Annotated in this window: 23 protein-coding genes and 1 pseudogene; 13 read left to right on the forward strand and 11 right to left on the reverse strand. The window is 73.9% G+C overall.

What is annotated here, in order from left to right; all coding sequences use genetic code 11:
- Positions 1-109 precede the first annotated feature (109 nt).
- From R4Z62_RS01115 to R4Z62_RS01125, 3 genes are all read left to right on the forward strand, one after another.
- Entirely contained in the window at positions 110-1825 is a 1716-nt protein-coding gene (locus tag R4Z62_RS01115; RefSeq protein WP_491518862.1) for an MFS transporter, read from the forward strand.
- 222 nt (positions 1826-2047) lie between these two features.
- A complete protein-coding gene (locus tag R4Z62_RS01120) occupies positions 2048-2308 on the forward strand; it encodes a maleylpyruvate isomerase N-terminal domain-containing protein (RefSeq protein ID WP_491518863.1) in 261 nt (86 codons plus the stop codon).
- Positions 2275-2823: a hypothetical protein gene (locus R4Z62_RS01125; protein WP_491518864.1), complete on the forward strand. Its 549-nt coding sequence runs from the start codon at positions 2275-2277 to the stop codon at positions 2821-2823. Before R4Z62_RS01120 ends, R4Z62_RS01125 begins: the two co-directional genes overlap by 34 nt.
- A 41-nt stretch (positions 2824-2864) precedes the next feature.
- On the opposite strand, the gene R4Z62_RS01130 is transcribed toward R4Z62_RS01125, so the two are convergent.
- Both R4Z62_RS01130 and R4Z62_RS01135 read right to left on the reverse strand, forming a co-directional pair.
- On the reverse strand, positions 2865-3359 hold the full coding sequence (locus R4Z62_RS01130) for a DinB family protein (protein WP_355483597.1): 495 nt from the start codon (positions 3357-3359) through the stop codon (positions 2865-2867).
- An 85-nt stretch (positions 3360-3444) separates the two neighbouring features.
- A complete protein-coding gene (locus R4Z62_RS01135; protein ID WP_491518865.1) occupies positions 3445-4071 on the reverse strand; it encodes a methyltransferase domain-containing protein in 627 nt (208 codons plus the stop codon).
- A gap of 275 nt (positions 4072-4346) precedes the next feature.
- On the opposite strand from R4Z62_RS01135, the gene R4Z62_RS01140 reads away from it, so the two are divergent.
- Positions 4347-5159, forward strand: a complete 813-nt coding sequence (locus R4Z62_RS01140; protein WP_491518866.1) for a restriction endonuclease — start codon at positions 4347-4349, stop codon at positions 5157-5159.
- A 16-nt stretch (positions 5160-5175) separates the two neighbouring features.
- On the opposite strand, the gene R4Z62_RS01145 is transcribed toward R4Z62_RS01140, so the two are convergent.
- The 4 genes from R4Z62_RS01145 to R4Z62_RS01160 all read right to left on the reverse strand — a co-directional run bounded on the left by R4Z62_RS01145 (position 5176) and on the right by R4Z62_RS01160 (position 10947).
- Positions 5176-6624 carry an amino acid permease gene (locus R4Z62_RS01145; protein ID WP_491518867.1) on the reverse strand — a complete coding sequence of 483 codons (1449 nt, stop codon included), beginning with the start codon at positions 6622-6624 and terminating at the stop codon, positions 5176-5178.
- Between the two features lie 99 nt (positions 6625-6723).
- A complete protein-coding gene (locus tag R4Z62_RS01150) occupies positions 6724-7557 on the reverse strand; it encodes a M55 family metallopeptidase (protein WP_491518868.1) in 834 nt (277 codons plus the stop codon).
- A complete protein-coding gene (locus tag R4Z62_RS01155) occupies positions 7554-8963 on the reverse strand; it encodes a diaminopimelate decarboxylase (protein ID WP_491518869.1) in 1410 nt (469 codons plus the stop codon). The genes R4Z62_RS01150 and R4Z62_RS01155 overlap by 4 nt, the downstream gene beginning before the upstream one ends.
- Before the next feature lie 283 nt (positions 8964-9246).
- On the reverse strand, positions 9247-10947 hold the full coding sequence (locus R4Z62_RS01160) for a PucR family transcriptional regulator (RefSeq protein WP_382846385.1): 1701 nt from the start codon (positions 10945-10947) through the stop codon (positions 9247-9249).
- A 347-nt stretch (positions 10948-11294) separates the two neighbouring features.
- Here R4Z62_RS01160 and R4Z62_RS01165 point away from each other — a divergent pair, with 347 nt between their 5' ends.
- The 3 genes from R4Z62_RS01165 to R4Z62_RS01175 all read left to right on the forward strand — a co-directional run bounded on the left by R4Z62_RS01165 (position 11295) and on the right by R4Z62_RS01175 (position 13472).
- Positions 11295-11906, forward strand: coding sequence for a TetR/AcrR family transcriptional regulator (locus tag R4Z62_RS01165; protein WP_037895074.1), 612 nt, complete (start codon positions 11295-11297; stop codon positions 11904-11906).
- A gap of 112 nt (positions 11907-12018) precedes the next feature.
- On the forward strand, positions 12019-13248 hold the full coding sequence (locus R4Z62_RS01170; protein ID WP_385502146.1) for a cytochrome P450: 1230 nt from the start codon (positions 12019-12021) through the stop codon (positions 13246-13248).
- 29 nt (positions 13249-13277) lie between these two features.
- Positions 13278-13472 carry a ferredoxin gene (locus R4Z62_RS01175; protein WP_018566178.1) on the forward strand — a complete coding sequence of 65 codons (195 nt, stop codon included), beginning with the start codon at positions 13278-13280 and terminating at the stop codon, positions 13470-13472.
- 147 nt (positions 13473-13619) lie between these two features.
- On the opposite strand, the gene R4Z62_RS01180 is transcribed toward R4Z62_RS01175, so the two are convergent.
- Together R4Z62_RS01180 and R4Z62_RS01185 are read right to left on the reverse strand one after the other, a co-directional pair.
- Positions 13620-14390: an HAD family hydrolase gene (locus tag R4Z62_RS01180; RefSeq protein ID WP_491518870.1), complete on the reverse strand. Its 771-nt coding sequence runs from the start codon at positions 14388-14390 to the stop codon at positions 13620-13622.
- A gap of 258 nt (positions 14391-14648) precedes the next feature.
- Positions 14649-15605: a ScbA/BarX family gamma-butyrolactone biosynthesis protein gene (locus tag R4Z62_RS01185; protein ID WP_079158789.1), complete on the reverse strand. Its 957-nt coding sequence runs from the start codon at positions 15603-15605 to the stop codon at positions 14649-14651.
- Between the two features lie 109 nt (positions 15606-15714).
- On the opposite strand from R4Z62_RS01185, the gene R4Z62_RS01190 reads away from it, so the two are divergent.
- Complete coding sequence (locus R4Z62_RS01190; RefSeq protein WP_491518871.1) at positions 15715-16353, forward strand: ScbR family autoregulator-binding transcription factor; 639 nt, start codon at positions 15715-15717, stop codon at positions 16351-16353.
- Between the two features lie 91 nt (positions 16354-16444).
- Here R4Z62_RS01190 and R4Z62_RS01195 read toward each other — a convergent pair whose 3' ends face one another.
- Entirely contained in the window at positions 16445-17524 is a 1080-nt protein-coding gene (locus R4Z62_RS01195; RefSeq protein WP_064530989.1) for an alkene reductase, read from the reverse strand.
- Between the two features lie 116 nt (positions 17525-17640).
- Here R4Z62_RS01195 and R4Z62_RS01200 point away from each other — a divergent pair, with 116 nt between their 5' ends.
- Together R4Z62_RS01200 and R4Z62_RS01205 are read left to right on the forward strand one after the other, a co-directional pair.
- Complete coding sequence (locus R4Z62_RS01200) at positions 17641-18018, forward strand: MerR family transcriptional regulator (protein WP_382846394.1); 378 nt, start codon at positions 17641-17643, stop codon at positions 18016-18018.
- A 14-nt stretch (positions 18019-18032) separates the two neighbouring features.
- Entirely contained in the window at positions 18033-18545 is a 513-nt protein-coding gene (locus tag R4Z62_RS01205) for a GNAT family N-acetyltransferase (RefSeq protein ID WP_491518872.1), read from the forward strand.
- Between the two features lie 43 nt (positions 18546-18588).
- Here R4Z62_RS01205 and R4Z62_RS01210 read toward each other — a convergent pair whose 3' ends face one another.
- Entirely contained in the window at positions 18589-19149 is a 561-nt protein-coding gene (locus R4Z62_RS01210) for an AAA family ATPase (protein ID WP_491518873.1), read from the reverse strand.
- A gap of 214 nt (positions 19150-19363) precedes the next feature.
- On the opposite strand from R4Z62_RS01210, the pseudogene R4Z62_RS01215 reads away from it, so the two are divergent.
- Positions 19364-20671 (forward strand): annotated as a pseudogene (locus R4Z62_RS01215) (cytochrome P450).
- Between the two features lie 329 nt (positions 20672-21000).
- Positions 21001-21906: a CAP domain-containing protein gene (locus tag R4Z62_RS01220; protein ID WP_491518874.1), complete on the forward strand. Its 906-nt coding sequence runs from the start codon at positions 21001-21003 to the stop codon at positions 21904-21906.
- Between the two features lie 171 nt (positions 21907-22077).
- Here R4Z62_RS01220 and R4Z62_RS01225 read toward each other — a convergent pair whose 3' ends face one another.
- The gene (locus R4Z62_RS01225; RefSeq protein ID WP_064530994.1) at positions 22078-23109 is read right to left on the reverse strand and encodes a LacI family DNA-binding transcriptional regulator; all 1032 of its coding nucleotides are present in this window, start codon (positions 23107-23109) and stop codon (positions 22078-22080) included.
- A gap of 329 nt (positions 23110-23438) precedes the next feature.
- Between R4Z62_RS01225 and R4Z62_RS01230 the strand changes: the two genes are divergently transcribed.
- Positions 23439-24929 (forward strand): family 43 glycosylhydrolase, encoded by a 1491-nt coding sequence (locus tag R4Z62_RS01230; protein WP_491518875.1) that lies wholly within the window; start codon positions 23439-23441, stop codon positions 24927-24929.
- Positions 24930-24969: the final 40 nt, after the last annotated feature.

Here is a 24969-nt window from a genome sequence, read left to right on the forward strand (position 1 = left end):
CCGACCTGTCGTCCCCGGCGCGAGCCCGCGCACGGAGGCGCATCCGTCCGTCCCGCCGTGCCCGTGGGGTCTTCCTCCCGGGCCCGCCCGTCCGCGAGGAGTAGTACCGATGTCCACCACAGGTGTCGCGTCCGCCGAGACACCCCACGCCGATCCGCCGACGCCCTACCGGTGGCGCTGGGCCGCGCTCTTCGTCATCCTCGCGGCCGAGGTGATGGATCTGCTCGACGCCGTCGTCACGAACGTCGCCGGCCCCTCCATCCGGGCCGACGTCGGCGGCGGTGCCTCCACCCTGCAGTGGCTCGCCGCCGCGTACACCCTGTCGATGGCCGTCGGTCTCGTCACCGGCGGGCGGCTCGGCGACATCCACGGGCGCCGCCGGATGTTCCTCGTCGGAGCGGGCGGCTTCACCCTGGGCTCGTTCCTGTGCGCGATCGCCATGTCCCCGGAGATGCTGATCGGCGCGCGCGTCGTCCAGGGCCTGTTCGGCGCGGTGATGCTGCCGCAGGGCCTCGGCATGATCAAGGAGATGTTCCCGCCGAAGGAGTCCCAGAAGGCCTTCGGCCTGTTCGGCCCGGTCATGGGGCTGTCCGCGGTCTGCGGACCGATCCTGGCGGGCTGGCTGGTGGACGCCGACTACTTCGGCACCGGCTGGCGGATGATCTTCCTGATCAATCTGCCGCTGGGCGCCGCGGCCCTGCTCGGTGCCGTGCGCTATCTGCCGCGGGGCCGTTCCGGCAGCAAGCCGCGCCTGGACATCCCCGGCATGATCCTGGTCTCGCTGGCCGCGATGCTGATCATCTTCCCGCTGGTCCAGGGCCGTGAGTACGACTGGCCGCTGTGGACGTTCCTGATGATGGGCGCCTCGGTGCTCGTCTTCATCGCCTTCGGCGCCTACGAGTCGCGGCGCAGCAGGGCCGGGCAGGACCCGCTGGTGATCCCCGGCCTCTTCCGCAAGCGCGGTTTCAGCGGCGGCATGACCCTCGGACTGGTCTTCTTCTCGACCATGCAGGGCTTCATGCTGGTCTTCAACCTCTACACCCAGATCGGTCTCGGCTACTCGCCCCTCAAGGCGGGCCTCGTGATGGTGCCGTGGTCGGGCGGCATGATCGTCGGTTTCGGGCTCGCCCAGGCCGTCGCCCGGTTCGGTCGTGCCGTGCTCCAGGCGGGCACGCTGGTGATGGCGCTCGGTGTGTTCGGTGTCTGGCTGACCCTGGACATGGCGGGCAGCGGCGTCGGCCCCTGGCAGCTCTTGCCGGCCCTGCTCGTCACGGGTGTGGGCATGGGTCTGCTCATGGCCCCGTTCTTCGACATCGTGCTGGCCAGCGTCGAGCAGCACGAGACGGGCTCGGCGTCCGGCACGATGACCGCGATCCAGCAGCTCGGCGGCGCCTTCGGCGTGGCCCTGCTCGGCACCGTGTTCTTCGGCCTGCTGGGCGGCGGGATCGCCAGTGCCGTCGACGACCACTCCGACGCCCTGCGGGGCCAGTTGACTGCCGCGCACGTCGCTCCGGCGGCCCAGGACCGCGTCGTCCTGGACCTGCGCACCTGTGCCTCGGACCGCGCCGTGGCCAAGGACCCCGAGACGACCCCGGCCTCCTGCACCCGGCTGGAGAAGGACACCCGGTCGGCGGTGACGTCGCCCCAGGACGCGGCCCGGATACCCGCGGCGCTGGAGGACACGGCGTCCTCCGCCTTCCGCAGCGGCTTCGGCACCGTGATGAAGACGGTGCTGTGGATCGTCGACGGCATGCTCGTCCTGACCTTCCTGCTCGCCTTCCTCCTGCCGCGCCACGCACGCCCCGGCGAGTCCGGCGCGCACTGAGCCGGGCACGGCGCGGCACGCACACCGGTGCGCGGCGGGCCGGGCAGCCCTGGACCGCAAGGGGCTGCCCGGCCGTACGCGTCCTGCACCCGGCCGTACACCTCCCGCGCCCGGACGCACCCGTTCCGCACCTGGCCGCGCGCGTTCCCGCAGCCAGGCGGGCCGGTCCCGCTCGGGACGCTCACGGTCTGGCGGGCGGCCCGAGCGGGACACCCATCGCACATGATCCCCACCCGGGTCGAGGAGACCCTGCCGGAACTGGTCCCGTTCGTCCGCGCCGTGCAGGAGCGCCGCCCCGACGACGGCACCTGGTGCGAGGCGTGGACCGTACGGGACGTCCTGGTCCACCAGACGGGCAACGCCGAGGAACTGGCCCGGGTGCTCCAGGGAGTCCTGGCCGAAACACCCGTGGAGACCAGGGGCTTCGAGCGGGAGACCCCTACCGGCGGATGTCCGACCAGGAGCTGTGGGCCGCCTTCCTGAGCCGCTGCGAACAGCTCGCGGAGACCACCGCGGCCGCCGCGCGGGGCCTGTCCCCGCGGACGGAGGTCGTCTGGACCGGCCGCACCGTCAAGGTGCCGTTCTTCGCCGAACACATGCGGGAGGAGCTGATCCTGCACCGCTGGGACCTGACCGGCGACGACCGCACCGCCGTACAGGCCCTGGCCGAACCGTGGATGACCGAGCACAGCGAGGTGTCGGGCGGCCGCCCGCTGCTGGCCCGGGGCCGCGCCGGACTCGGTCTGGGACCCGGCGACGAACCGTTCGAAGGGCGGCTGCGCACACCGGGCACGGACGACGTCGTCGTCCGCGCCGACCCCGGCGGCGGGTACGGCATCCGGCTCGCCCCTCCCGAGGGGGCCGCCATGGTCGGGAGCGACGCCGCCACCCGGGTGCTGCTGCTGTGGGGACGGCGTCCCGCCGATCCGTCGCGCCGGCACAGCGGCGCGGGCCCCGAGGCCCTGCGGCGGGTACGGGCCCGGCTCAGCGGCTACTGAGAAGCCGTGCGCCCGCGCGCCGAGGGCACAGGGCACGGCCCTCAGCGGCCGGTCGCCCCGTCGAGCAGTTCCCGGATGATGTCCATGTGCCCTGCGTGGCGGCCGGTCTCCTCGATCATGTGGGTGAGCGCCCAGCGGACGCTGGGCGCGGGCCGGTCCGACCGGGGGCGGGGCACCGGGGCACCGGCGTCGGTGCACCCGTCGAGGACCGCGTTCGCCTGCTCGACCGCCGTCCGGTAGCGGGCGACGACGTCGGCGGCACTGTCCTGCGGTGCGGCGTGGAAGGTCGCCTGCCAGGCGGTGACCCGATCGCCGAGGAACATCGACCGCTCGACGTGGGTGAGGTGGTTGAGCAGACCGAGCAGATTTGTGCCCGAGGGCACCGCGGCGGTCCTGATCCCGGGCTCGGGGGCGTCCTCGACCTTGGCGGCGGCCGAGTGCCGGAGGTAGTCGAGGAAGCCGCGCAGGACCTCGATCTCGCTGTCTCCGGTCCGGGGCGGCGGGGTGTCGCTGCGGCGACGGCGCGCGGTGGGCATGGTGTTCTCCTGTGCGGGGGCCTGCTTCTGACGTCATGTCAGGCAGCGCGCTCGGCTGCCTGGGCGTTTCGTGCCGGGGACCGTCTCAGGCGGTGCGGCGGATGATCAGGACGTGGTCGGTGACCTCGGCGGTGCTGCCGTCCGGGCCGGTCGCGGTCCGGCGGGGCGCGTCGGCCCGTTCGACCGTCCAGGACGCCGGATCGAGACCGATGCCCTCGGCGACCTCCTGCGCGGACGGGTAGCGCACGTCCGGGTCCTGCACCCAGGACCAGGGCGCGGTCGAGCCGTGGTCGACGACCAGCAGCCGCCCGCCCGGCCGCAGCGCGAGAGCGGCGGCGTGCAGGGCGGCGGACCGGTCGAGGGCCAGCGGAGTCTGCAGATAGTGGGCGCTGACCAGGTCGAACCGGCCGTCCGGGAAGGACGCGCCGAGGTCGTGCCGCTCGGCGCGGATCCGGTCGCCGAGGCCGTGTGCGAGGGCGAGTGCGGTGAGCCGGTCGATCGCCACGGCCGAGACGTCGACGGCGGTGACCCGCCAGCCCTGGCGGGCGAGCCACAGCGCGTCGCCGCCCCCGCCGCACCCCAGGTCCAGCACGTCACCGGGCGGCAGACCCGTCACCGTCTCGGTCAGCCGCGCGTTCGGCCGGGGCTCGGTGGCCACCGGCCGGGCCGCGTAGACGCCGTCCCAGAACTCCAGGACATCCTCGGTACTCATCGGGGCTCTTCCTCCATCGGTCGCGGTCGCGGAACCTGTCGCGGAACACGCCCAGCCTTGCCCCGCGACCCGGATCCGGCACGCGAACTTGCCGATTCCGCAAAGCGCTTCGGCTCCCCGGCGCGATGCGTACGGCGGTGAAACGGGAGAACGGGGGCAGACGGCGGAGGTGATCTTCACACCCGTGGAGATCCGAGGACCCCATGGATCCCCTCGGAGCCTCGCCGGGCCCTGCGGGGGCCGCGGGGATCCGCCGGAGGAGGGAACCGCCCGCCGTGACCGTGCCCACCCGCCGCATACGCGGCAGCAGACTCCGCCACCATGGCCGGCCGCGCTTCGATCTCCGCGCGACCGCCGTGTTCTTCACCCTGCTCGCCCTGCTCCTGATCGTCCTGGGCATCGTGGCGCGGGCGGCGGGCGCCGTCGTCGAGCGGCGCCCGGTCTGGACCGTCGTCCTGTGCCTGCTCGGCGCCCCGGCCCTGGTGGCGGGCGTGCGCGGCCGGTACCGCAGGCGCTCGGCGGCGCGGGCCGCCCACCGGGCCGCCGCGGCGCTCCAGGAGGCCACGCGGACCGCGCTCGACGCGCTGGAGGCGCCCGCCGGGCAGGAGCGCCCCTCCCCCACGTCCCCGGGCGCCGTCGTGCCCGCCGACGAGCCGGAACCCACCGTCGTCGACTACGCCGCTCTCGACGCCGACGCGTTCGAGCAGGCCGTGGCGGCGCTGTGCGAGCGGGACGGCTGCGGGTCGGTGGAGGTGGTCGGCGGGGCCGGTGACCTCGGCGCCGACGTCGTGGCCGTGGACCCGCAGGGGCGGCGCCTGATCGTCCAGTGCAAGCGCTACGGCGAGGACAACCGCGTCGGCTCCCAGGAACTCCAGCGCTTCGGCGGCACCTGCTTCACCGTGCACGAGGCCGGCGTGGCGGCCCTGGTGACCACCAGCGGCTTCACGGCACCGGCCGTCGAGTACGCCGCGCACTGCGGGATCGTCTGCATGGACGGCGAGGCGCTGCGCGCCTGGAGCGAGGGCACCGGCCCCGCCCCCTGGGAACTGCCCGCCCCGGCCCCCGACTCCGGTCTGCCGCCGCAGTGATCCGCACCGCCCCGCGTCAGGGGATGTGCAGGGCTCCGGTCCGGGCGTCGGCGTCCTGGCCCGCGGCGGCCGTCGGCTCGGGGCGCGGCCCCTTGACACGGCGTACGGCGTAGGCGATCAGGACGACGGCGAGGCTGCCGAGACTGGTGAACAGCTGGGTCCGCTGGTCGTGGATGACCGCCATGGCCACCAGCACCACGGCGAAGCCCGCCATCACCACCCAGGTCAGATACGGGTGGAACCACATGCGCAGGGTCAGCCGCTCCGGTGCCTCCCGTTGCAGGCGCCGCCGCATGCGCAGCTGGGACGCCCCGATCATCAGGTACATGAAGATGGCGATGGCTCCGGAGGAGTTCACCAGGTAGCTGAAGACCGTGTCCGGGGAGAGGTAGGCGAGGATCACGGACACCCAGCCGACGACCGTTCCCGCGAGGATGGCGCGCACCGGGACGTTGCGCCTGCCGGTCGACGCCGACCAGGCCGGGGCGTCTCCGTGGGCGGCCAGGGCGAGCAGCATGCGGGAGGAGACGTAGACCGAGGAGTTGAGCACGCTCAGCACGGCGGTGAGGATCACGATGTCCATGAGCGTGCCGGCGCCGGGCAGGCCGATGATGTCCCAGGCCGCGACGTACGGACTGGCGAGCACCTTGGCGCTGTCCCACGGCACGATGGTGACGACCAGCACGATCGAGCCGACGTAGAACAGGATGATCCGCCAGATGATGCCGGTCGTGGCGCGGGCGACGGAGCGTTCGGGCTCCTTGCTCTCGGCGGCGGCGATGGTGACGATCTCCGCTCCGCCGAAGGCGAAGATGACCACGACGATCGCCGAGAAGATCGACGTGAAGCCGTGCGGGGCGAAGCCGCCGTGCGCGGTGAGGCTGGAGAAGTCGAAGGAGCTGCCCGGCCACGCGCCGAAGACGTACAGGCCGCCGACGATCAGGAAGGCGACGATGGCGGCCACCTTCACCGAGGAGAACCAGAACTCGAACTCGCCGAAGGAGCGCACCGACAGCAGGTTGGTCGCGGTCATGACCGCCATCAGGCCCATCGCCATGACCCACAGCGGCAGTCCGATCCAGGCGTGCAGGATCGACGCGCCCGCGACCGCCTCGACGGCGACGATGATGACGTAGTAGTACCAGTACAGCCAGCCGATGGTGAAGCCCGCCCAGGGGCCGATGGCGGTGCGGGCGTAGTCGGCGAACGAGCCCGCGGACGGCCGGGCCACGACCATCTCGCCGAGCATGCGCATGGTGCACAGCACGAGGGCGCCGGCCAGGCAGTACGAGATGATGGCGGCCGGTCCCGCGGCCTTGATCACCGAGCCGCTGCCGACGAAGAGTCCGGCGCCGATGGCACCGCCGATGGCGATCATCGACATGTGCCGGTTGCGCAGGGAACGGCTCAGCTGGGGTCGTGGTGCCGGTGCTTGCTGTGGTCTGCGGGGGTCGGCAGGGGGCACGGGGGTCTCCCTCGGTCGTCGGTTCACGAGTTCACGGATTCACAAATGCACGGGTCGGGCATGCGGGGGGGGGGCGGCGCGGTCGCGGAGCGGAGCGGGTCAGGTCCAGTCGGCTTCCCGGCCGCCGCCGAGCACCCAGGTCAGGGCGCGGAAGCGGCGCAGCGCCTCCGCGGCGTCGGCCGCCTCGAAGCGCAGGGTGCGCGGGTCCGCCGCGGTGACGCCGGCCAGGGCGCGGGCGCGTTCGGTGAGATAGGGGCTGTCCACGTCGACCTCCACGACATGCGGTGCGGGGCGCGCGGCGGGCGGAGGCGGGGCCTCGGCGAGAGCCGCCGACGCCGTGGCGCGGATGTCCGCGCCGGTGGCGGCCGGGGTGCGGCAGCGCGCCGCGTGCCGGGAGATCGCCGTCTTGACGGTGACCGTCCGGCAGCCGGGCGCGTACCGGCGGGCCGCGGCGCAGGTGAGGTCGTCACCGGTGACCAGGACGACGGGGACGCCCGCCTCGGCGGCCACCAGGGCGTTGAGACGCCCCTCGTCGGCCGCTTCCCCGTCGACACGTACGGCCAGGACGCTGTGCGAGAGATACGTGTGCGCGAGGACGCCGTCCTCGCCCGCGCCGGTGTGGTAGCCGACGAAGGCGACCGCGTCCACGTCGGCACCGAGGCCCTCCATCATGCCGAGCGGCTTGTGCCGGCCCACGATCAGGGTGGCGCGCGGGTCGAGCTCCTCGATCAGGATGTTGTCCATGCCGCAGTGGGCGTCGTTGACGACGATCTCGTCGGCTCCCGCGTCCGCGAACCCGGCGACGGCCGCGTTGACGTCACCGGTGAGCAGCCGGCGGAAGCGTTCGTGGCGCGCGGTGCCCGCGGTCACGTCGGCCGGCAGGACCGTGCCGGTGGCCCCCTCCATGTCGGCGGAGATCAGTACCAGGGTCATGCGGCGGCACCGTCCTCGTGCGCGGCACCGCTCCCCGGGCGGTCGGCGGCCAGCAGTCCGACGAGGGTGTCGGCCTGCGCGGCGCCGCTCTCCTCGACCACCTCGCGCACGGTCTGCGCCGCCCGGACCAGGGCGAAGCGGATGCGGCCCTCGGCGTCCGCGCGGTAGCCGTGGACGGCGGGCCGCGGCAGCGAGTTGTAGGAGAAGTGGTTCGAGAAGTAGTACGCGCCGGTGTCGTAGAGCGCCACGATGTCGCCGGGCGCCACGGCCGGGAGTTCGCGCGCCACGGCGGTGAGGTCCCCGGCGAAGCAGCAGGGGCCCGCGATGTCGACGGTCTCCGTCGCGCCCTGCTTGGGGCGGCCCGCGGCGTCGTACACCCCGGCGCGCAGGGGCCAGGCGTCGGGCATGAACACGGTGCGCGTGGCGACCTGGGCGCCCGCGTGCGTGACGGCGATACGGCGTCCGCCGGCGGACTTGGTGTACTCGACGAGGGAGGCGATCGTGCCGTTCTTGGCGAGCAGCGAGCGGCCGAACTCGGTGACCAGGCTGTAGCGGCCGTCGAACAACTCGGGTACGGCCGCGCGCAGTTCGGTGACGTAGTCGGCGTAGCCCGGCCGGTCCTCGTCGCTGTCGAAGTCGACGGGCAGGCCGCCGCCGATGTCCAGCGAGGTGATCTGGCGGCGGCCGAGCGCCGTGTTGATGTGCTCGGCCAGTTCGTGGGCCGCGCGGATGCCCTGGGCGATGAGCGGCAGCGGGCAGCCCTGCGAGCCGACGTGGGCGTGCAGCCGGGTCAGCCAGGGACGGGCCGCGAAGGCGTCGGCCACGGCCTGGACGGCGCCTTCGTCGCGCAGCGCGACACCGAACTTGGAGGTGCTGGTCGCGGTGCTCATCGCACCGATGGCACCGGCTCCCACCTGCGGGTTCACTCGCAGTCCGACGGGCCCTCGGGGGGTGCGTCCGGCCAGCAGGGCGTCGACGCGCTCCAGTTCCTGGAAGTTGTCGACGTTGAAGGCGATGCCCTGGTCGAGCGCGAACCGCAGTTCCCCGACCGTCTTGGCGGGGCTGTCGAAGACCAGCCGGTCGGCGGTGAAGCCGGCCTCCAGCGCCAGTTCCAGTTCGCCGGGCGAGGCCACCTCGCAGCCCATGCCGGCCCTGGCGAGCAGCCGCAGCACCGGCACGAGGGAACACGCCTTGGCCGCGAAGGTGTGCTGCACGGCGGCCGGGCCGTGGAAGGCCTCGTGCAGGCGGTCGACGGCGGCCAGGACACCGTCCACGTCCAGCAGGCCGATCAGGGGCGACCGGGTGTCCAGGAGCCCTTCCTCGACTGCTGCGGCCAGCGCCGCATCGCGCGCCGTACGCCGTCGCCGGGCCGAAGCGGAAGTCACGTTGAACCACACCTCACACATGTGTCGGAAGACGTCTGCCGGAAGCCGCGCGTCGCGGGGCAGGCCGCGGCCGTGCGCCGCGCGTCGCCCCGGTTCACCGGGCGGGCGCCGGGCCGCACGAACAGCTTCGGGCCCGGTGGCGGCGCTCGTCTTCGTCCGAGACGACCAGGACTCGCTCCCGGGATTGTCCGACCCGACAAGTGGATGATCATGGTGGCCAGCCCTCCACCGGCCGGCACCCGCGCTCAGGTCGGCGCCCGCGCCCAGGTCGGCTTCCGCACCCAGGTCGGCTTCCGCGCCCGGGTCAGCCACCGCGCCGGGCGAGGCGGAGGCCGAGGCCCGCCAGCAGTCGGCCCACGGGGTCGCCCACGTCGACGCCGAACAGTTCCTGGGCGCGGCGCAGCCGGTAGCGCAGGGTGTTGGGATGCACGTTGAGGCTGAGCGCCGCGGCCCGGGTGTCGCCGAAGGCGTCCAGGTAGGCGGCGACCGACTCGCCGTACGCGGAGCCGTGCGTCCGGTCGTGCGCGACCATCGCGTGCACCGGCCCGTTCATCTCCTGCCAGGTGGGCTCGACGCTGTCGAGCACCCGGAGCAGGGCGGCCTCGGAGACCACGTCCCGGTGGAGCGCCGAGGCCGAGGTCCAGGGTCCGGGGGCCGCGGCCGCCCGCTCGCGCAGGACCCGTACCACCAGTTCGGCCGACTCGCGGGAGGCGGGCAGCTCCGACAGGTCCGCCGCCCGCTGCCCCACCCCGGCGAAGACCACGCTGTGCGGGACGGAGCGTGCGGCGGCGACCATACGGCGCGCGGGGTCGGCCTCGGCTCCCCCGGCGGCGGGTGTCAGGACGAACAGCCGGCCGCCCGAGCGGGCGCTCACACAGCCCGGCAGGGAGGCGGCGGCCTGGAGGGCGAGCAGGTCCAGCACCCGGTGCCCGGTGGTGTCCGTGGCCGCGGCCGGCGCCCCGGAGGCCGCGGCGGGGCCGGACGGACGGGGACCGGTGGGTCCCCCGGGATCGCGGGTGTCGTACACCTCGGCGACGAGGACCGTGTACGGCCCGTCGGGTGCCACACCGAGTCCGCGGGCCGCCTGCTGGGCGCCGGGGCGGCCTTCGAGCAGGTCCTTCACCATCTGCTCGCGGCGTCCGGCCTCCTCCCTGCCCCAGACCTCGTGGTGCACGAGATGCGGTGCGGCGGCCCGTGCCGCGGTCCGCAGCGCCGCCGCCGCGTCCTCGGCGAGCGGACGCCCGTCGGCGGCGGCCCAGATCGAGCCGAGCACGTCGCCGCCGTGCCGTACGGCGATGGCCAGCCGCTCGGCATAGCGGTCGTCGGCGGGCAGCCGCACCACGTCGCCGCTGCTCCACAGCGCCTGGAAGAAGCCGCGTTCGCGGAGTTCGGCGACCCGCCAGCGGGGCACCTCCTGGCCGAGGATGGTGAGCAGGCGCAGCGGGTCCGCCGCGTGCTCCAGCCGGGAGTAGGCCAGCACCCGGGAGCGCGGGTCCTCGATGGTGATGGCACCGCCGACCAGGTCGGCCACGGTGTTGGCCAGTCCCGCCAGGTCGCCGAGGCGCAGCCCCGCCATCCCGGCCGGGGCGCCGGCGCCGCTGTGCGCCAGGGCGGTACGCAGCCGCCCGAGCACCTCGGTCCAGTCGGTGCCCGGGGCGCGCAGCAGCAGGGCGGTGCGGCCCCGGGCGGCGGCCGCGGCCAGGGCCGCGGGCGGCCTGCGGGCCCCGGAGCGCAGTACCACGGCGGTGGCCCCGGCCCGGTCGGCGGCGCGCAGGACGTCCGCCGCCTCCGGGGAGTCGGCCGATGCCCCTGGGGTGAGCAGTACGTGTCCGGGCGCCGTCCAGTCGTCGTCGCGGTCCTCGCCGACGTCGTGCACCACCACGTCGGCCACCGGGACGTCGGTGCCGAGCGGTGCCGCGACCACGTCGAGCATCCCGGGCCCGGCCAGGGCGAGGAGGTGGGCCAGCGTCGGACCGCCGGGGTGCGGGGTCGGCTCGGGCTCCATCCACCCATTATGTTGCGCGCGCGAGCGCGGGCGGCTCCCGGAGCGTCGCAGGTGGCGCGGCGCGCGCCCGGCGCGGTCCGCCGGGCGGGTGCGGACCGGCGCGCGAGCGCGGACCGACGAGCAGGCGCGAACCGGCGTGGGAGGCGTGAGGGCCGGTGTGAGGGGCATGGGGGCCCGTCTGCGGCGGGACGAGCGCCGGAACACACGCTCGGCGCACGAGCCGGGCGGCGACAGGCCGAGGTAGACCGGGCGGCGGGCCGGGCCGGGTCGGGATCCGGCCGCCTGCGGAGTTTCCGATAATGCTCTGCGAGCGGCCGTGCTCCCACGGGCGTCGGGAAGGAGCCGAGGTGTCCGACACGTTCAAGCGGCGCGCACCGAGCCGGCGCGGCGCGGGCGGTGCCCTGAAGGAGGAGATCCTGATGGCCGCGGCCCGGCTGCTGGCCGAGTCGGGCCGGGAGGAGGCGCTGTCGCTGCGCGCGGTCGCACGGGAGGTCGGGATCTCGGCGCCGAGTGTGTATCTGCACTTCAAGGACAGGTCGGAGCTGGTGGCGGCGGTGACGCAGCGGGCCTACGACCGGCTCGTCGGGGAGCTGCGGGAGGCCGGGCGGGGCGACGGCGGGCCGCGTGCGGCCGTACGGGCGATGGCACGGCGGTATTGCGCCTTCGCGGTGGAGAATCCGCGGCGCTACCGGCTGATGTTCGGTGTGGAGCGGGTCGCCGGGCCGCGCGAGCAGTTGCCCCGGCATCCGGTGTGGCTGGTGCTCGCGGCGTGGGAGGAGGCGCTCGCGGCCTGCCACCGGGCGCGCTCCGCGCAGGTGGACGCCAAGGAGGACGCCCTGATGCTGTGGGCGGCGCTGCACGGGATCGTGGCCATCGCGATGGCGTTGCCCTACGAGGTCGACACGGACGGGATCGAGCAACGGGCGGACGCCGTGGTCGATCGCATGGTGGCCGGATAGCAACGGCGAACGTCCGCCGTCGTTGACGTCCCGGACCCCGTCCATATAGTTGCCCTGAGCACCTAACACTGTAAGGAGTGATGGGACCGCTCCCTCTGCCGAGGAGGCAGGTATGACCGACACACTGACGGACACGCCGGCCCAGTTGCCCGAACTTCCGATGCCCCGGGCGTCCGGCTGCCCCTTCGATCCGCCCCCCGCGCTCCGGGACCTCCAGGCCGGCCGGCCCGTCTCCCGGGTGCGTATCTGGGACGGCAGCAGTCCGTGGCTGATCACCCGTCACGAGGACGTACGCGCCCTGCTGGGCGATCCGCGCATCAGCGCCGACCCCAGCCTGCCCGGCTATCCGCACCGCACGGCCGGGCTGAAGGTGCGCGACCAGACCCGGCGCACCTTCATCACCATGGACGACCCCGAACACGCCCGGCTGCGGCGCATGGTGACGGCTCCCTTCGCGATCAGGAAGGTCGAGGCGCTGCGGCCCTCGATCCAGCAGATCGTCGACGATCTGATCGACGCCCTGCTCGCCGGGCCCAAGCCGGTGGACCTGGTCGAGTCCTTCGCCCTGCCGCTGCCCAGCCTGGTGATCTGCGAACTGCTCGGCGTCCCCTACGAGAAGCACGACTTCTTCCAGCGCAACACCAGGGTCATCGTGCGCCGCACCTCCACGGCGGAGGAACTGCTCGCGGCGTCCGAGGCGCTGACCGACTACCTGGACGAGCTGCTGACCGTCAAGCTCGCCGATCCCGGCGACGACCTGCTCTCCCAGCTCGCGGTGCAGCGGGTGGCCACCGGGGAGATGACGCAGCGTCAGGCGGCCGAGACGGGCGTGCTGTTGCTCGGCGCGGGCCACGAGACCACCGCGAACATGATCGCGCTGGGCACCCTGGCCCTGCTGCGCAACCCGGACCAGCTGGCCCTGCTCCGCGACACCGACGACCCCAGGACCGTCGCCGGGGCCGTCGAGGAACTGCTGCGCTATCTCACCATCACCCACTCCGGGCGCCGGCGCGTGGCGGTGGCGGACATCGAGATCGACGGCCAGGTGATCCGCGCGGGCGACGGTGTGGTCTTCGCCAACGAGATCGCCAACCGGGACCCGGAGGCCTTCCCCGAACCCGACCGGCTCGACCTCACCCGCGACGCCCGCCGCCATGTGGCCTTCGGGTACGGCGTGCACCAGTGCCTCGGCCAGCCGCTGGCCCGTGTCGAGCTGCAGGTCGTCTACAGCACCCTGTACTCCCGCATCCCCACCCTCGAACTGGCCACCGACATGGACCGGTTGGAGTTCAAGCACGACGGTCTCGTCTACGGCGTCTACGAACTCCCGGTCACCTGGTAGCACACCCCTGCGAACGGAACGAGAAACCCATGCGTGTGGAAGTGGACCAGCCCAGGTGCGTCGCGTCCGGGCAGTGCGTCCTGATGGCTCCCGAGGTCTTCGACCAGGACGACGACGGCATCGTGCTGCTGCTGAGCAGCGACCCGGATCCGGTGCACGAGGAAGGGGTGCGCGAGTCCGCGGCGGTCTGCCCGGCCGCCGCGATCCGGCTGCTGGAGAACTGAGACCGCGCGTACCGTGCCGCGCGGCCCCCATGTGTGCGCACCGGCCCGCCGATGCCGCTCAGGGCACGGCGGGCCGGGCGGTCCCGAGGGCCTCCGGAACCGGGCGGGCGCACGCCGTCGCATGGTCGCCGCCCGGTGGCCGAAGGCTCAGCGCAGCACGTCGGCGTCGGTGTCGGGCGGGCCTCCCGGAGACGGCACGCTCGGCTCGAAGGCGCCACCGGAGCGACCGCGTTTCGCGGGCGGAAGCCCGTTCGCCCAGGCCATGAGCTCGGGGTCCTCCAGGTCACGGACCCACAGCGAGGACAGGTCGAGGGCGTCCGGGCTGGGGCGGGCGCCGACGCCGACCACGCGCAGTCCGGCCCGCTTGGCCGCCCTCAGACCGTTGACCGAGTCCTCGACGGCCAGCGCGTTCTCGCCGTTGGAGCCGAGGCGGCGGACGGCCTCGGCGTAGGTGTCCGGGTACGGCTTGGGCCGGATGGGGCCCTCGGGGACGACCACGTGCTCGAAGTGGTGGAGCAGACCGACCGACTCCAGGCTGAACTCCACGAGATCCGCAGGGCAGTTGCTGGCCACGGCCAGGGGTGCCGTGCGGCTGAGGACGGTGACCAGCTCCCGGGCGCCCGACATGGGCGACGGGTCGCGGGCGACCAGGGCGCGGTACGCGGCGAGAAGCTGTTCCGCCAGCTCCTCGGCGCAGTCCGGTCTGCCGATCACTTCGGCCATGAGTGCTCCGCACTCGGTGTAGTGCAGGCCCTTGCTGCGCTCGGCGAACTCCGGGCCGGGAGCGTGGCCGAAGCCGCGCAGGACGACGCCACGGGCGCGTTCCCAGTGCCGTTCGGAGTCGACGAGGGTGCCGTCGCAGTCGAAGACGACTGCTTCGGGTGCCCAGTCGGGATCGAGGGTGTGCTGTTTCGTCATGTGCTTCGCCGTTCTTGGCGTGAGGTGCCATGTGGGGGGTGGGGGGCGCCCGTCAGCGGCTCGGACCCGGCCGCTGCGGTGCTTCGCCGGCCAAAGCGCGAAGCACTGCCGATCACGGCCGGTCGGCAGGCGCGGACAGGCGGGCGGCGCGGACGAGAAGCGCCGTCCTGCTTCCGGAACCGGAACATAATGAACGTTACGCTCGACCGGCTCATCTGTAGGCGTTTGCCAGCGCAATACGCACTTGTGGGTGACGCCTCACTGGTAACGGAGCACGCCCCCGGCGGTCACCACGCCGCCCTGGCGGAAGCGGAAGACCGCCGTACGGCCGTACGCGGTGCTCTCCACGGCGGCGGGCGGGGCGTGTTCGGTGAAGTGCGACGCGGTCATCCGCCCGCCGAGCGGCCGGACCAGGCGTCCTGCGCTGCGCAGGGCCACGGCCTGCCGCGCCGCCTCCAGCAGGGCCATCCCGGGGACGTGGTCCGTCTCGTGGTCGAACAGGAACGGGTGACGGAGGTCGGCCGGGTCCACCACCAGGGTGCCGCCGTCCAGCGCGACCAGGGCGTCCGCCTCCGCCGGGACGCCGAGCAGGGCCGGCTGGGGCCGCGGGCGGGCGGTGGCCGCGCGGGGCGGCGGGCCCGCGCTCACGGTGCGGACCGTCGCGTACCGTTCGGCCGTCAGGAAGCGCGCCCCGCCGTCCGCACGTGCGAACACCTGCCCGCCGCTGCGGAAGTCGGCCCGCAGCCGCATCCGGCGCGGGTGGTCGGACCCGGGGGCCCCGGTCAGCCCGGTGACCGTGACCCGGCAGGTGATCTCGCTGCCGCCGTGGGGCGCCCGCGGCTCACGGTCCGGGTCGATCCGGTACGAGACGTCGTCGATCAGGAACCTGGCGGCGGCGGGGACGCCGAAGTGGCACCGCGGGATGTAGATGCCGAGCTGGCGCACGGTCTCGACGACCAGCCACGGGCTGTGCCGGCTGTCGTGTCCGCGCGGGAACGTCGGATGCGAGCGCGGCCACAGCGCGGCGGCGCAGAAGGCCAGGCGGCCACAGGGCCGTACGTCGGTCAGCAGCACCTCGGCGACCGAGACACGGTGGACCAGTTCGCGGGGGACGGTGCGCGACCAGCTGGACGGTGTCAGGCACGTCTCACCGGCGCCGCGGCCCTGCGGTCCGTCGGAGGCACGCGGCGCGTGCGAACTGCGCCCGGAGCCCATGAAAGGATGCTAATAAGACCATTCAGTGGTGCGCATGCCGAGCCTTTCCGGCCTTCCCGCAAATGGGCTATATTCCCCCTCGCGATCTCCCCAAGGGCAAGGAAAACGCGTGCACGAACGGGCGGCTGACACCCGCAGGGCGGTATTGCAGGCAGCCGCGCATCTGTTCTTCGAACAGGGGTACGCGGCGACGAGTATCGCCGACATCAGCGAACTGTCCGCCCGGACCAGCGGCGCCATCTATTTCCATTACGCGGGCAAGGAGCAGTTGGCGCGCGCGGTGGTCGAGGCGCATTTCGCCGCCTGGCCCGCACTGATCGCCCGCCACGAGAACGTGGGCGCGCCCGCGCTGGAGAGGCTGGTGCGGCTCAGTTACGCGGTCGCCCGCGCCTTCCGCGACGACGTGTTCGTCCGCGCGGGCGCGCGGCTGTGGGCCGAACGCCGGTCGATCAACGTGGAGATGCCCCCGCCGTTCCTGGACTGGATCGCCACAGTGGAGCACCTGCTAGACGAGGCCCGTGCGGAAGGGGCACTCGCCGCGGGGGCCGAGCCGGTCCGGGACGCGACGACCCTGGTGTCCGCCTTCTTCGGTCTGCACACGCTGTCCGACGCGCTGGACGAACGGCGTCTCATCGAGGACCGGCTGACCGCCTTCTGGCAGCTGATGCTCCCGGCCCTCCAGGGCGTGCCCGCCCCCGCCGCCCTGCTGGACCGGGTCAGGGAGGACACCGCCTCCCTGCCGCGCTGAGGGGCGGGGACGCCACCGGGCGCACCGTCCCGCGGTCCGGCGCCGGCGCGGAGGCCGCCTCGGCGCCGCCGCACCGCGCCGGTGCGGGCGGTCAGCCCGCCGCCGTGTACCGGTGGGCGGGGTAGGTGAGGTATCCGGCGTCGCCGCCCTGGTAGTACGTGCTCTCGTCGACGGGGGCCAGGGGGACGCCGGTGCGCAGCCGCTCGACCAGGTCGGGGTTGGCGATGAAACCGCGGCCGAAGCTGATGAGTTCGGCGCCCAGCCCGAGCCAGTGGTCGGCGTCGGCGCGGCCGGTCTGCCTGGCCCCCATCGGCAGCACCGGGTTCATGACGAGGGTGCCGGGCCAGGCCCGGCGCAGCTCCCGGAGCAGGTCCTCACCGGCCGTTGCCTCCAGGTGGACGTAGGCCACACGGAGCCGGGCCAGCTCGCCCAGGAGCGCGGTGTACAGCTCCAGGACGTCACGCTCCTCGACGCCCCAGAAGGTGCCGCCCGGGGAGAGCCGGATGCCGGTCCGGGCGGCGCCCACCGCGTCGACGGTCGCGGACACCGCCTCGACGGCGAAGCGGATCCGGTGGGCGACCGGGCCCCCGTAGCGGTCGGTGCGGAGGTTGGCGTTGGAGGAGAGGAACTGCGAGATCAGATAGCCGTTGGCACCGTGCAGTTCCACACCGTCGAAACCGGCGTCCACGGCTCGGCGGGCCGCTCGGGCGTACGCGTGGGCGTGCTCGGGCACTTCGGCGGTGTCCAGGGCGCGCGGCACGGGTGCGGGGCGCGGCCCGGAGGGGGTGAACACGTCGCCGGTCGCGGCGACGGCCGAGGGTCCCACCGGCCGCATCCCGGTCGTGTCGGGGTGCGAGACCCGCCCGCCGTGCATGATCTGCGCGAAGATCCGGCCGCCGTTGGCGTGCACGGCCGCGGTCACGGGACGCCAGGACTCGACCTGTTCGTCGGTGTGCAGCCCCGGTGTCCCCGGGTTCGACTGTCCGACCAGGCTCGGCTGCACCCCCTCGGACACGATCAGTCCGGCCGTCGCCCGCTGGGCGTAGTACGCCGCCATCGACGGCGTCGCCAGTCCCCCGGCGGCGGCCCGCACCCGGGTCATCGGGGCCATCACCACCCGGTTGGGCAGGGTCAGGTCCCCGAGCCGGTAGCTGTCGAAGAGGGTCGTCATGTCAGGACTCCGTCGTGCTCTGCCGTGCCCGGCTCTCGGGCACGACGGCTACGCTAGAACCTCACATTGACGTCAGAGGCAAGTGTTGTGCCGCAGGTCACAGAGGTGAGGATCGTATGCGGATCGGGGAGCTCGCGTCGCGCACGGGGGTCAGCGTCAGGTCCTTGCGGTACTACGAGGAGCAGGGGTTGCTGAGCAGTTCCCGCAGCACCGGTGGGCAGCGGCACTACACCGAGGTGGAGGTCGAACGGGTGGCGTTCATCCAGCGGTTGTACGCCGCGGGGCTGTCCAGCCGCACCATCGCCGAACTCCTGCCGTGCGTCGACGCGCCCAGCGAGGAGCACTCCGACACCGCGCTGGAGCGGATGGCGCAGGAGCGCGACCGGCTCTCCGCGCACATCGCCGAGCTCGCGCGCACCAGGGACGCCCTCGACGCGCTGATGGCAGCGGCCCGGGAGTACCGGGAGCGCCTGCGGCCGACCACCGCCGCGTGAGTACCGTGGACCCCATGACCGACTGGACCACCCGGCCCGAGACCGCTGCCGACACCGCCGCCGTGCGCGGCGTCAACCTCGCCGCCTTCCCCACCCCGGCGGAGGCCGACCTCGTCGACGCGCTGCGCACCGATCCCACCGCCTGGATCGACGGGCTCTCCCTGCTGGCCACCGCTCCCGACGGCACCGTGACCGGGCACGCGCTGCTCACCCGGTGCCACATCGGCGACCGGCCCGCGCTGGCCCTGGCCCCCTGCGCGGTGCTGCCCGCGGCCCAGCGCACCGGCGCCGGCTCCGCCGCCGTCCGCGCCGCCCTGGACGCCGCACGCGCCCGGGGCGAGCGCCTGGTCGTCGTCCTCGGCCACCCCGCGTACTACCCGCGGTTCGGCTTCACCCCGGCCTCCCGCTTCGGCATCCGCGCCCCCTTCGAGGTGCCCGACGAGGCGATGATGGCCCTGCCCCTCGACGACGCCCGCCCGGTTCCGGCCGGCACGATCCGGTACGCCGCCGCGTTCGGCGCGTTCTGAGCCTCTCGCGGCGCCCCGGGCCCCGGGGCGCCGCGAGAGGGCGTCACGCGGGCGGCCGCGCGGGCCGGTCCTGTCCGGCCCAGCCGGTGGCGGCCACCACCTCGCGGGCGATGTCCGCCACGGTCCTCGCGTCCGTGGCCACCCGGACGGTGTCCGCGGGCGCGTACCGGTCCAGCAGCCGTGCCTTGCGGGCGCTGCCCGTCAGTTCCCGCTCCAGCTCCGAGCCGATCTCCCGGCGCACCAGGCGCTCGCGGGCGGTGGCGTCGGAGGCGGTGAGCAGGACCCGTACGATCCGTACGTCCGCGCCCAGCGCCCGCCGGAACATGCCGGCCGTCTCCGTGAGCACGCTGAGCGTGTTCGTGTAGACCAGCCGACGGTAGCCGTGCCGTGCGAAGTTGGCCCACACCGCGGTCAGGCTCGCCTCGGTGATCCGCGCCCGGTCGGGGTCCTGGGGCGGCGCCGGGTGCACCTGTCCCATGAAGTCCCCGTCGATGACCGCGTGCGCGACGTCCGCGCCCCGCAGCAGCGCCGAGACCTCCCATCCCACCGTGGTCTTGCCGACTCCGGCCCGTCCTGCGACGAGCAGCACCTCCGCATGGTCCATGGGACCAGCCTGCCGCTGCGCAACCGCTCCGCGCGAACCGATTTCACCGCCCGGCGCCCGGGGCACGAAAGGCTCCGCGCGGAACACGCCGGGCCGCCGAGGCGCACTGTCACGGACATACCGGGGCGTCCTCACCTGAGGTCCCGGGCACCCCGGCCGCCCGAGCGGTCCGCGCGTCCGTGGACGTGGTCCCTCCGCCGAAGGAGACGCGCTCGTGTCCGAGCAGCCCGTGATCGTCCTGGACCCCACCGGCTCCGACCACCACGCCGAAGACCGGGCGTCACGCGCCCGGGGAGCCGGCGCCCGGGTGGCCATCCTCGGGGTGAGTGCGTGGGCCGTCACCGACCCCGCGCTCCTCGAACGACTGCTGACCAGCCCCGACGTCTCCGAGGACGCCGTCCGGCACCGGACCGCCCTCTCCGGGACCGCCGCCGCCCGGCCGCTCGCCCTGTGGGGCACGGCGGACAGCATGTTCACCGCCTTTGGCACCGACCACCGCAGGCTGCCCCGGATGATCGCCCCCGCGTTCGGCGCCCGCCGCATCGAAGCGCCGCGCCCCGGTGCCGAGTCCACGGTCGCCGCGCTCCTGGACGCGCTGGCCGCGCTGGCCGCCGGAGAGGGCGCCGATCTGCGGGCGCGCTTCGCCCATCCGCTGCCGATCGCGGTGATCAGCCGCCTCATGGGCGTGCCCGAGAGCCGTCGCGACGGATTCCGGGCCGGGGTCGACGGCATCTTCGACACCACGCTCACCGCCGAGCAGGCCGCCGCGAACGGCGCCGCCGCGTTCGCGGACCTGAAAGGAGCTGATCGCCCTCGAACGGCGCGAGCCGGCCGACGACATGACCTCCCTGCTGGTCGCGGCCCGCGACGAGGGGCGACGGCGGCGGCCTGTCCGGCACCGAACTGCGCGACACCCTGCCGCTGATGCTCTCCGCCGCGTACGAGACCACCGTCAACGCCATCGACCGGGCCGTCACCGCGCTGCTCCGTGACACCTGGCAACTCGCCCGCGTCCGCGCCGGGCAGGCCGACCGGTCCGACGTAGTCGAGGAGAGACTGCGGCACGAACCCGCCGTCAAACACCTGCCGTTGCGCTACGCCGTCAAGGACATCCCGCTGCCCGGCGGCCAGATCATCCCGCGCGGTGACGCCATCCTCGCCTCCTACGCCGCCGCGAACCGCCACCCCGACCGGCACGGGCCCGGCGCCGACCGCTTCGACGTCACCCGCCCGGTCAAGGACCACATGGCGTTCGAGTACGGCCGTGCACTCCTGCCTCGGCGCGCCGCTCGCCCGCATGGAGGCCGCCACCACCCTGCGCCGGCCCTTCGACCGGTTCCCCGGCATCGAACTCGCCGTGTCCGCCGACCGGTTGCGGCCGCTGCGGTCGCTGCGGTCGCTCATCAGCAATGGACACCTCCCCCTGCCCGTACGGCTGCGGCGCCCCAGGGGCCGTGACATCGATCACAGCGCGTCCGGCTACTACGCCCCGCGGTTAGTAGGCGCCGCACCGGTGACATAGGGGACTTGTCCGGCTTGATGCGGATGCGGGAGGCGGTGCGCGGCGGGTCGGCGCTCCGCGCGCCGCCCTTCTCCTCCTCCCCGCGCACCGAGGGCTTCTGACGCGTGACCAGGCCCCCGCACCGGGTGGGCACCGCTGATCAGCACGTACCGCGACGGCTCCGCAAGGCCGCGCGGCGCTACGAGGCAGCGTAGTAGCGCAGCCCTTTGCATCCCTGCTCGACGCCGTCCCAAGATGACCACTCGCAGGCATCGCCGCAGTTCAGAAGGCGCGCTCCGCACGGAGCCGCCCGATGGAAGGCGCTCGGCGACTACCGAGTGAGGTCACGCATGGGCAAGCATCGCAAGCATCAGTACCACCGGCGGATAGCCGTCGCCGCCGTCGCCGTGGGCGTCGTCGGCATCCCCTCCGCCGCCCTGGCCTGTGGCGGCTGGCCGGGCGGCGGAACGCAACAGACGCACCGCGTCGCCGAGGAGATCCCCTCGGTCCAGTGGAACCCGTCCGCGTGGGGCGGCTCCGCACCCGGCACGGCGAGCGGCAGGCCGGCTCCCGCCACCCCGTCCCCGACCGCCGGTGCGGGTACGTCCCTGCCCGGAGCGTCCGCGCCCTCCTCACCGGCCGCGTCGTCCTCCCCCGGCACCCCGGCCGCGCCGCACCCGCGCGACGCGTCGTCGGCCCGCCGTTCCGCCGCACCCACCGTCCCCGCGCCCGCCGCGCCCGGCTCCGCCGCCAAGCACCACGGCGCCGCCGCCGCCTCACCGGCCGCCTCGCACACCGCCCGGCCCACCGCGCCCGCCACCACCACCCCCGCGTCCCCCACCGCCTCCGCCAGCCCGGCGCCCGGCGCCTCGGCTCCGTCGGACTCCGCCGCCCAGATCCTGGCGCTCGTCAACAACGAGCGGGCGAAGGCGGGTTGCTCGGCGCTGACCGCCAACCCGGCCCTCGCGGCGGCCGCCCAGGCACACAGCGAGGACATGGCGGCCCACCGGAACATGTCGCACACCGGGTCCGACGGATCCGCGCCCGGCGACCGGATCACCGCCGCCGGATACACCTGGAGCACCTACGGCGAGAACGTCGCCTACGGCTACACCAGCGCGGCGCAGGTCATGGCGGCCTGGATGGACAGCCCCGGACACAAGGCCAACATCCTCAACTGCGCGTTCAAGGAGATCGGTGTGGGCCTGGCCCAGCCCGGCGGCTACTGGACGCAGGACTTCGGCACCAGCCGCTGACCGGCCGTGCGGCCATGCGGGCGGGCGGGACGCGGCCGGTGTGCGGCTCGGCACCCGGCTGTCCGTGGCCGTGGCCGCGCCGTCTGCACAGCCGTACCGCTGACGGCTGACCGCTGACCGCTGACGCTGACCGCTGACGGCTGACGGCTGACGGCTCCGCTCTACGGCGGGTCAGGCCGGAGTGGGCGGCGGGGCGTCCGACCCGAGGGTGCTCTCCCGGCGGACCAGGCGGTAGCCGGCGTGGATGCGGCGGGCCTCTCCCCGGGGCGCGCCGTCCAGTTGGGACAGCACCGACTCCACCGCCATCCTGGCGATGGACGCCTTGTCGGGTGAGACCGAGGTGAGGGTGACGGCGCCGAACCGGCCCTCGACCACGTCGTCGAAGCCGACCACGGCGACGTCCTCGGGGACGCGCAGCCCGCGTTCGGCCAGGACGCGCATGGCGCCGATGGCGATGGGGTCGTTGTAGGCGAACACCGCGTCGGGCCGGTGCCCGGCGTCCAGCAGCCGGGCCATGGCCGCCGCCCCGTCGGCGTGCCCCCAGCCGTCGGTGGCCGCCACCAGCCGGTGGTCGGCGACGAGTCCGGCCGCGTCCAGCGCCTCACGCCAGCCGCGCAGCCGCAGATGGGCGGGCTGGCTGCGACCGCGCCGCGCGCCCAGGAACGCGATGTCGCGCCGCCCGAGCGAGATGAGGTGCCGCACCGCCTCGCGGGCGGCGGCGACGTTGTCGATGGCGATGTGGTCGTAGGGCAGGTCGTACTCGCGCTCGCCGAGCAGCACCAGCGGGACCGGCTCGGCCCGCGCGCGCAGGTCCTCGGCCTCCAGCTCGATGGGGCTCAGGATCAGCCCGTCGATCACCCTGGCCCGGAAGCCCTGGCTGACCAGGGCCTCCTGGTCGCGCCGCCCGCCGGTGTGGTCGAGCAGGACGGTGTAGTCGTGCGCGGCGGCCGCGTCGACCACCTCGGCGGCCAGTTCGGCGAAGTAGGGGTTGCCCAGTTCGGGCAGGGCGAGGGCGACGATCCCGGTCCTGCCCTTGCGCAGATGCCGGGCGGTGAGGTTGGGGCGGTAGCCGAGTTCGTCGATGGACTTCTGCACCCGTGCCCGCATCGCCGGGCTGACGTGCGGATGGTCGTTGACCACGTTGGAGACGGTCTTGATGGAGACACCCGCGTGCGACGCGACGTCCTTCAGGCTCACCCGCACGCTGTTCCTCCCCGTCCGGGGCAGGGCCCCCGGGCCGACGGCCACCCCGCCCCCGCCCGACAGCCGGGCCCGGCGCACCGGCCGTCCGGCGGGCCGGCCCGGTACCGGATTTCCAACGTTATACGGGGCCGGGCTCCGCTCTGGCAAGCCATGTCCAGCGAAAACACCCCGCCCGTGCGCCGGGGCCGCCTCGCCCCGGCCCGCCGACCGGCCGCCACGCTGCCTTGACGGCCTTTCAGCACCGTCCTACGGTGGCGCACCGTCGACATTGCAACGATGAAAAGCACCTTCGCGCTCCGCGCACCACGGTCCCCGAGAAGGAGCCCCCCATGCGCACACGACTCCACCGGACACCGCCTCCCCCACACCGGCACCGGCGCACACTCCGCCTGCGCCTGCTCGGCCTGCTGGCCGCGCTCGGACTGCTGCTGGCCGGGGCGGGCGCGGTGCACCCCGCCGCCGCGGCGACGGCCGAACGCGCCGCCGCCGCGGGCACGTTCCGCAACCCGCTCAACACCGGCCCCGACCCGTTCATGACGTACTGGAACGGGAACTACTACCTCACCACCACCCAGGGCGGCAGCATCCGCATGTGGCGCTCGCCGTCCCTGAGCACCCTGCTGACCGCCGATCCGGTCACCGTCTGGACCGACACGGACGCCTCCCGCGACCGGGACATCTGGGCACCGGAGTTCTACCGCTTCGACGGCCGCTGGTACCTGTACTACACCGCCGACGACGGCACCGACGACCACCACCGGATCTACGTCGCGGAGTCCGACCGGGACGACCCGGCCGGGCCCTACCACTTCAAGGCGAAGCTGGCGCCGCCCAACCACGCCTCCGACTTCGCCATCGATCCGGGCATCCTCCAGCACAACGGCCGTCTCTACCTGGCCTACAGCGGCATCAACGCGTACCAGCACAACGGTCTCAACATCGCGCCGCTGTCGAACCCGTACACCGTCTCGGGCGACGCCGTCGCGATCAACGGCGCCGGCGGCTGCCCGGAGGTCCGGGAAGGCCCGGAGTTCCTGTACCGCAATGGCCGCACCTGGATGACGTATTCGACCTGCGACACGGGCAAGCCCGACTACCAGGTATGGATGATGTCGCTGCCGTCCGGCGCCGATCCGCTGGTGCCCGGCAACTGGACGCAGCACCAGGGCCCGGTCTTCTCCCGCGCCGACGCCCACGGGGTGTACGGCCCCGGGCACCACGCCTTCTTCCGCTCGCCGGACGGCACCGAGGACTGGATCGTCTACCACGCCAAGACCACCTCGGCCTACACCTACGGCGACCGCACCACCCGGGCGCAGCGCATCACCTGGCACGCGGACGGCAGCCCCGACCTCGGCGTGCCGCTCGCCACCGGCGCCACCCAGGACCTGCCGTCCGGCGACCCGGGTCCGGGCGCCTACTGGATCAACGACGACGGCCGTTCGAACGGTCCCGGGAGCGTCGCCTACACCGGCGCCTGGAACTCGGGGTCCGGCTGCGCCGTGCAGTGCTTCTGGGGCGACGACCACTGGAGCGACCGGGCGCAGAACACCGCCACGTTCACCTTCACCGGCACCCGGATCGCGCTGCTGTCCGTACGGGACACGGGCAACGGCTACGCGGCGCTGAGCATCGACGGCGGTCCCGAGCAACGGCTGGACTACTACGGCGCGATCCGCACCGGGGAGACCCTCCAGTACCTCAGTCCGCGGCTGCCCTCCGGACGGCACACCCTGCGGGTGCGGGTCACGGGTGAGCACGACGGGCAGTCCAAGGCGTCCTTCGTGAGCGTCGACCGGGCGGAGGTCTATGTGAACTGAGCACAGCACAGCACGGCACGGCACGGCGAGGGGTGCGGGA

Source organism: Streptomyces sp. PL-25 (assembly GCF_058344915.1).

What these genes read in the sequence shown, in the direction of transcription:
- R4Z62_RS01115 (WP_491518862.1), top strand. Translation starts at nt 110, where the DNA reads ATGTCCACCACAGGTGTCGCGTCCGCCGAGACACCCCACGCCGATCCG.
- R4Z62_RS01120 (WP_491518863.1), top strand. Translation starts at nt 2,048, where the DNA reads ATGATCCCCACCCGGGTCGAGGAGACCCTGCCGGAACTGGTCCCGTTC.
- R4Z62_RS01125 (WP_491518864.1), top strand. Translation starts at nt 2,275, where the DNA reads ATGTCCGACCAGGAGCTGTGGGCCGCCTTCCTGAGCCGCTGCGAACAG.
- R4Z62_RS01130 (WP_355483597.1), bottom strand. Translation starts at nt 3,359, where the DNA reads ATGCCCACCGCGCGCCGTCGCCGCAGCGACACCCCGCCGCCCCGGACC.
- R4Z62_RS01135 (WP_491518865.1), bottom strand. Translation starts at nt 4,071, where the DNA reads ATGAGTACCGAGGATGTCCTGGAGTTCTGGGACGGCGTCTACGCGGCC.
- R4Z62_RS01150 (WP_491518868.1), bottom strand. Translation starts at nt 7,557, where the DNA reads ATGACCCTGGTACTGATCTCCGCCGACATGGAGGGGGCCACCGGCACG.
- R4Z62_RS01155 (WP_491518869.1), bottom strand. Translation starts at nt 8,963, where the DNA reads ATGTGTGAGGTGTGGTTCAACGTGACTTCCGCTTCGGCCCGGCGACGG.
- R4Z62_RS01160 (WP_382846385.1), bottom strand. Translation starts at nt 10,947, where the DNA reads ATGGAGCCCGAGCCGACCCCGCACCCCGGCGGTCCGACGCTGGCCCAC.
- R4Z62_RS01170 (WP_385502146.1), top strand. Translation starts at nt 12,019, where the DNA reads ATGACCGACACACTGACGGACACGCCGGCCCAGTTGCCCGAACTTCCG.
- R4Z62_RS01175 (WP_018566178.1), top strand. Translation starts at nt 13,278, where the DNA reads ATGCGTGTGGAAGTGGACCAGCCCAGGTGCGTCGCGTCCGGGCAGTGC.
- R4Z62_RS01180 (WP_491518870.1), bottom strand. Translation starts at nt 14,390, where the DNA reads ATGACGAAACAGCACACCCTCGATCCCGACTGGGCACCCGAAGCAGTC.
- R4Z62_RS01185 (WP_079158789.1), bottom strand. Translation starts at nt 15,605, where the DNA reads ATGGGCTCCGGGCGCAGTTCGCACGCGCCGCGTGCCTCCGACGGACCG.
- R4Z62_RS01195 (WP_064530989.1), bottom strand. Translation starts at nt 17,524, where the DNA reads ATGACGACCCTCTTCGACAGCTACCGGCTCGGGGACCTGACCCTGCCC.
- R4Z62_RS01200 (WP_382846394.1), top strand. Translation starts at nt 17,641, where the DNA reads ATGCGGATCGGGGAGCTCGCGTCGCGCACGGGGGTCAGCGTCAGGTCC.
- R4Z62_RS01205 (WP_491518872.1), top strand. Translation starts at nt 18,033, where the DNA reads ATGACCGACTGGACCACCCGGCCCGAGACCGCTGCCGACACCGCCGCC.
- R4Z62_RS01210 (WP_491518873.1), bottom strand. Translation starts at nt 19,149, where the DNA reads ATGGACCATGCGGAGGTGCTGCTCGTCGCAGGACGGGCCGGAGTCGGC.
- R4Z62_RS01220 (WP_491518874.1), top strand. Translation starts at nt 21,001, where the DNA reads ATGGGCAAGCATCGCAAGCATCAGTACCACCGGCGGATAGCCGTCGCC.
- R4Z62_RS01230 (WP_491518875.1), top strand. Translation starts at nt 23,439, where the DNA reads ATGCGCACACGACTCCACCGGACACCGCCTCCCCCACACCGGCACCGG.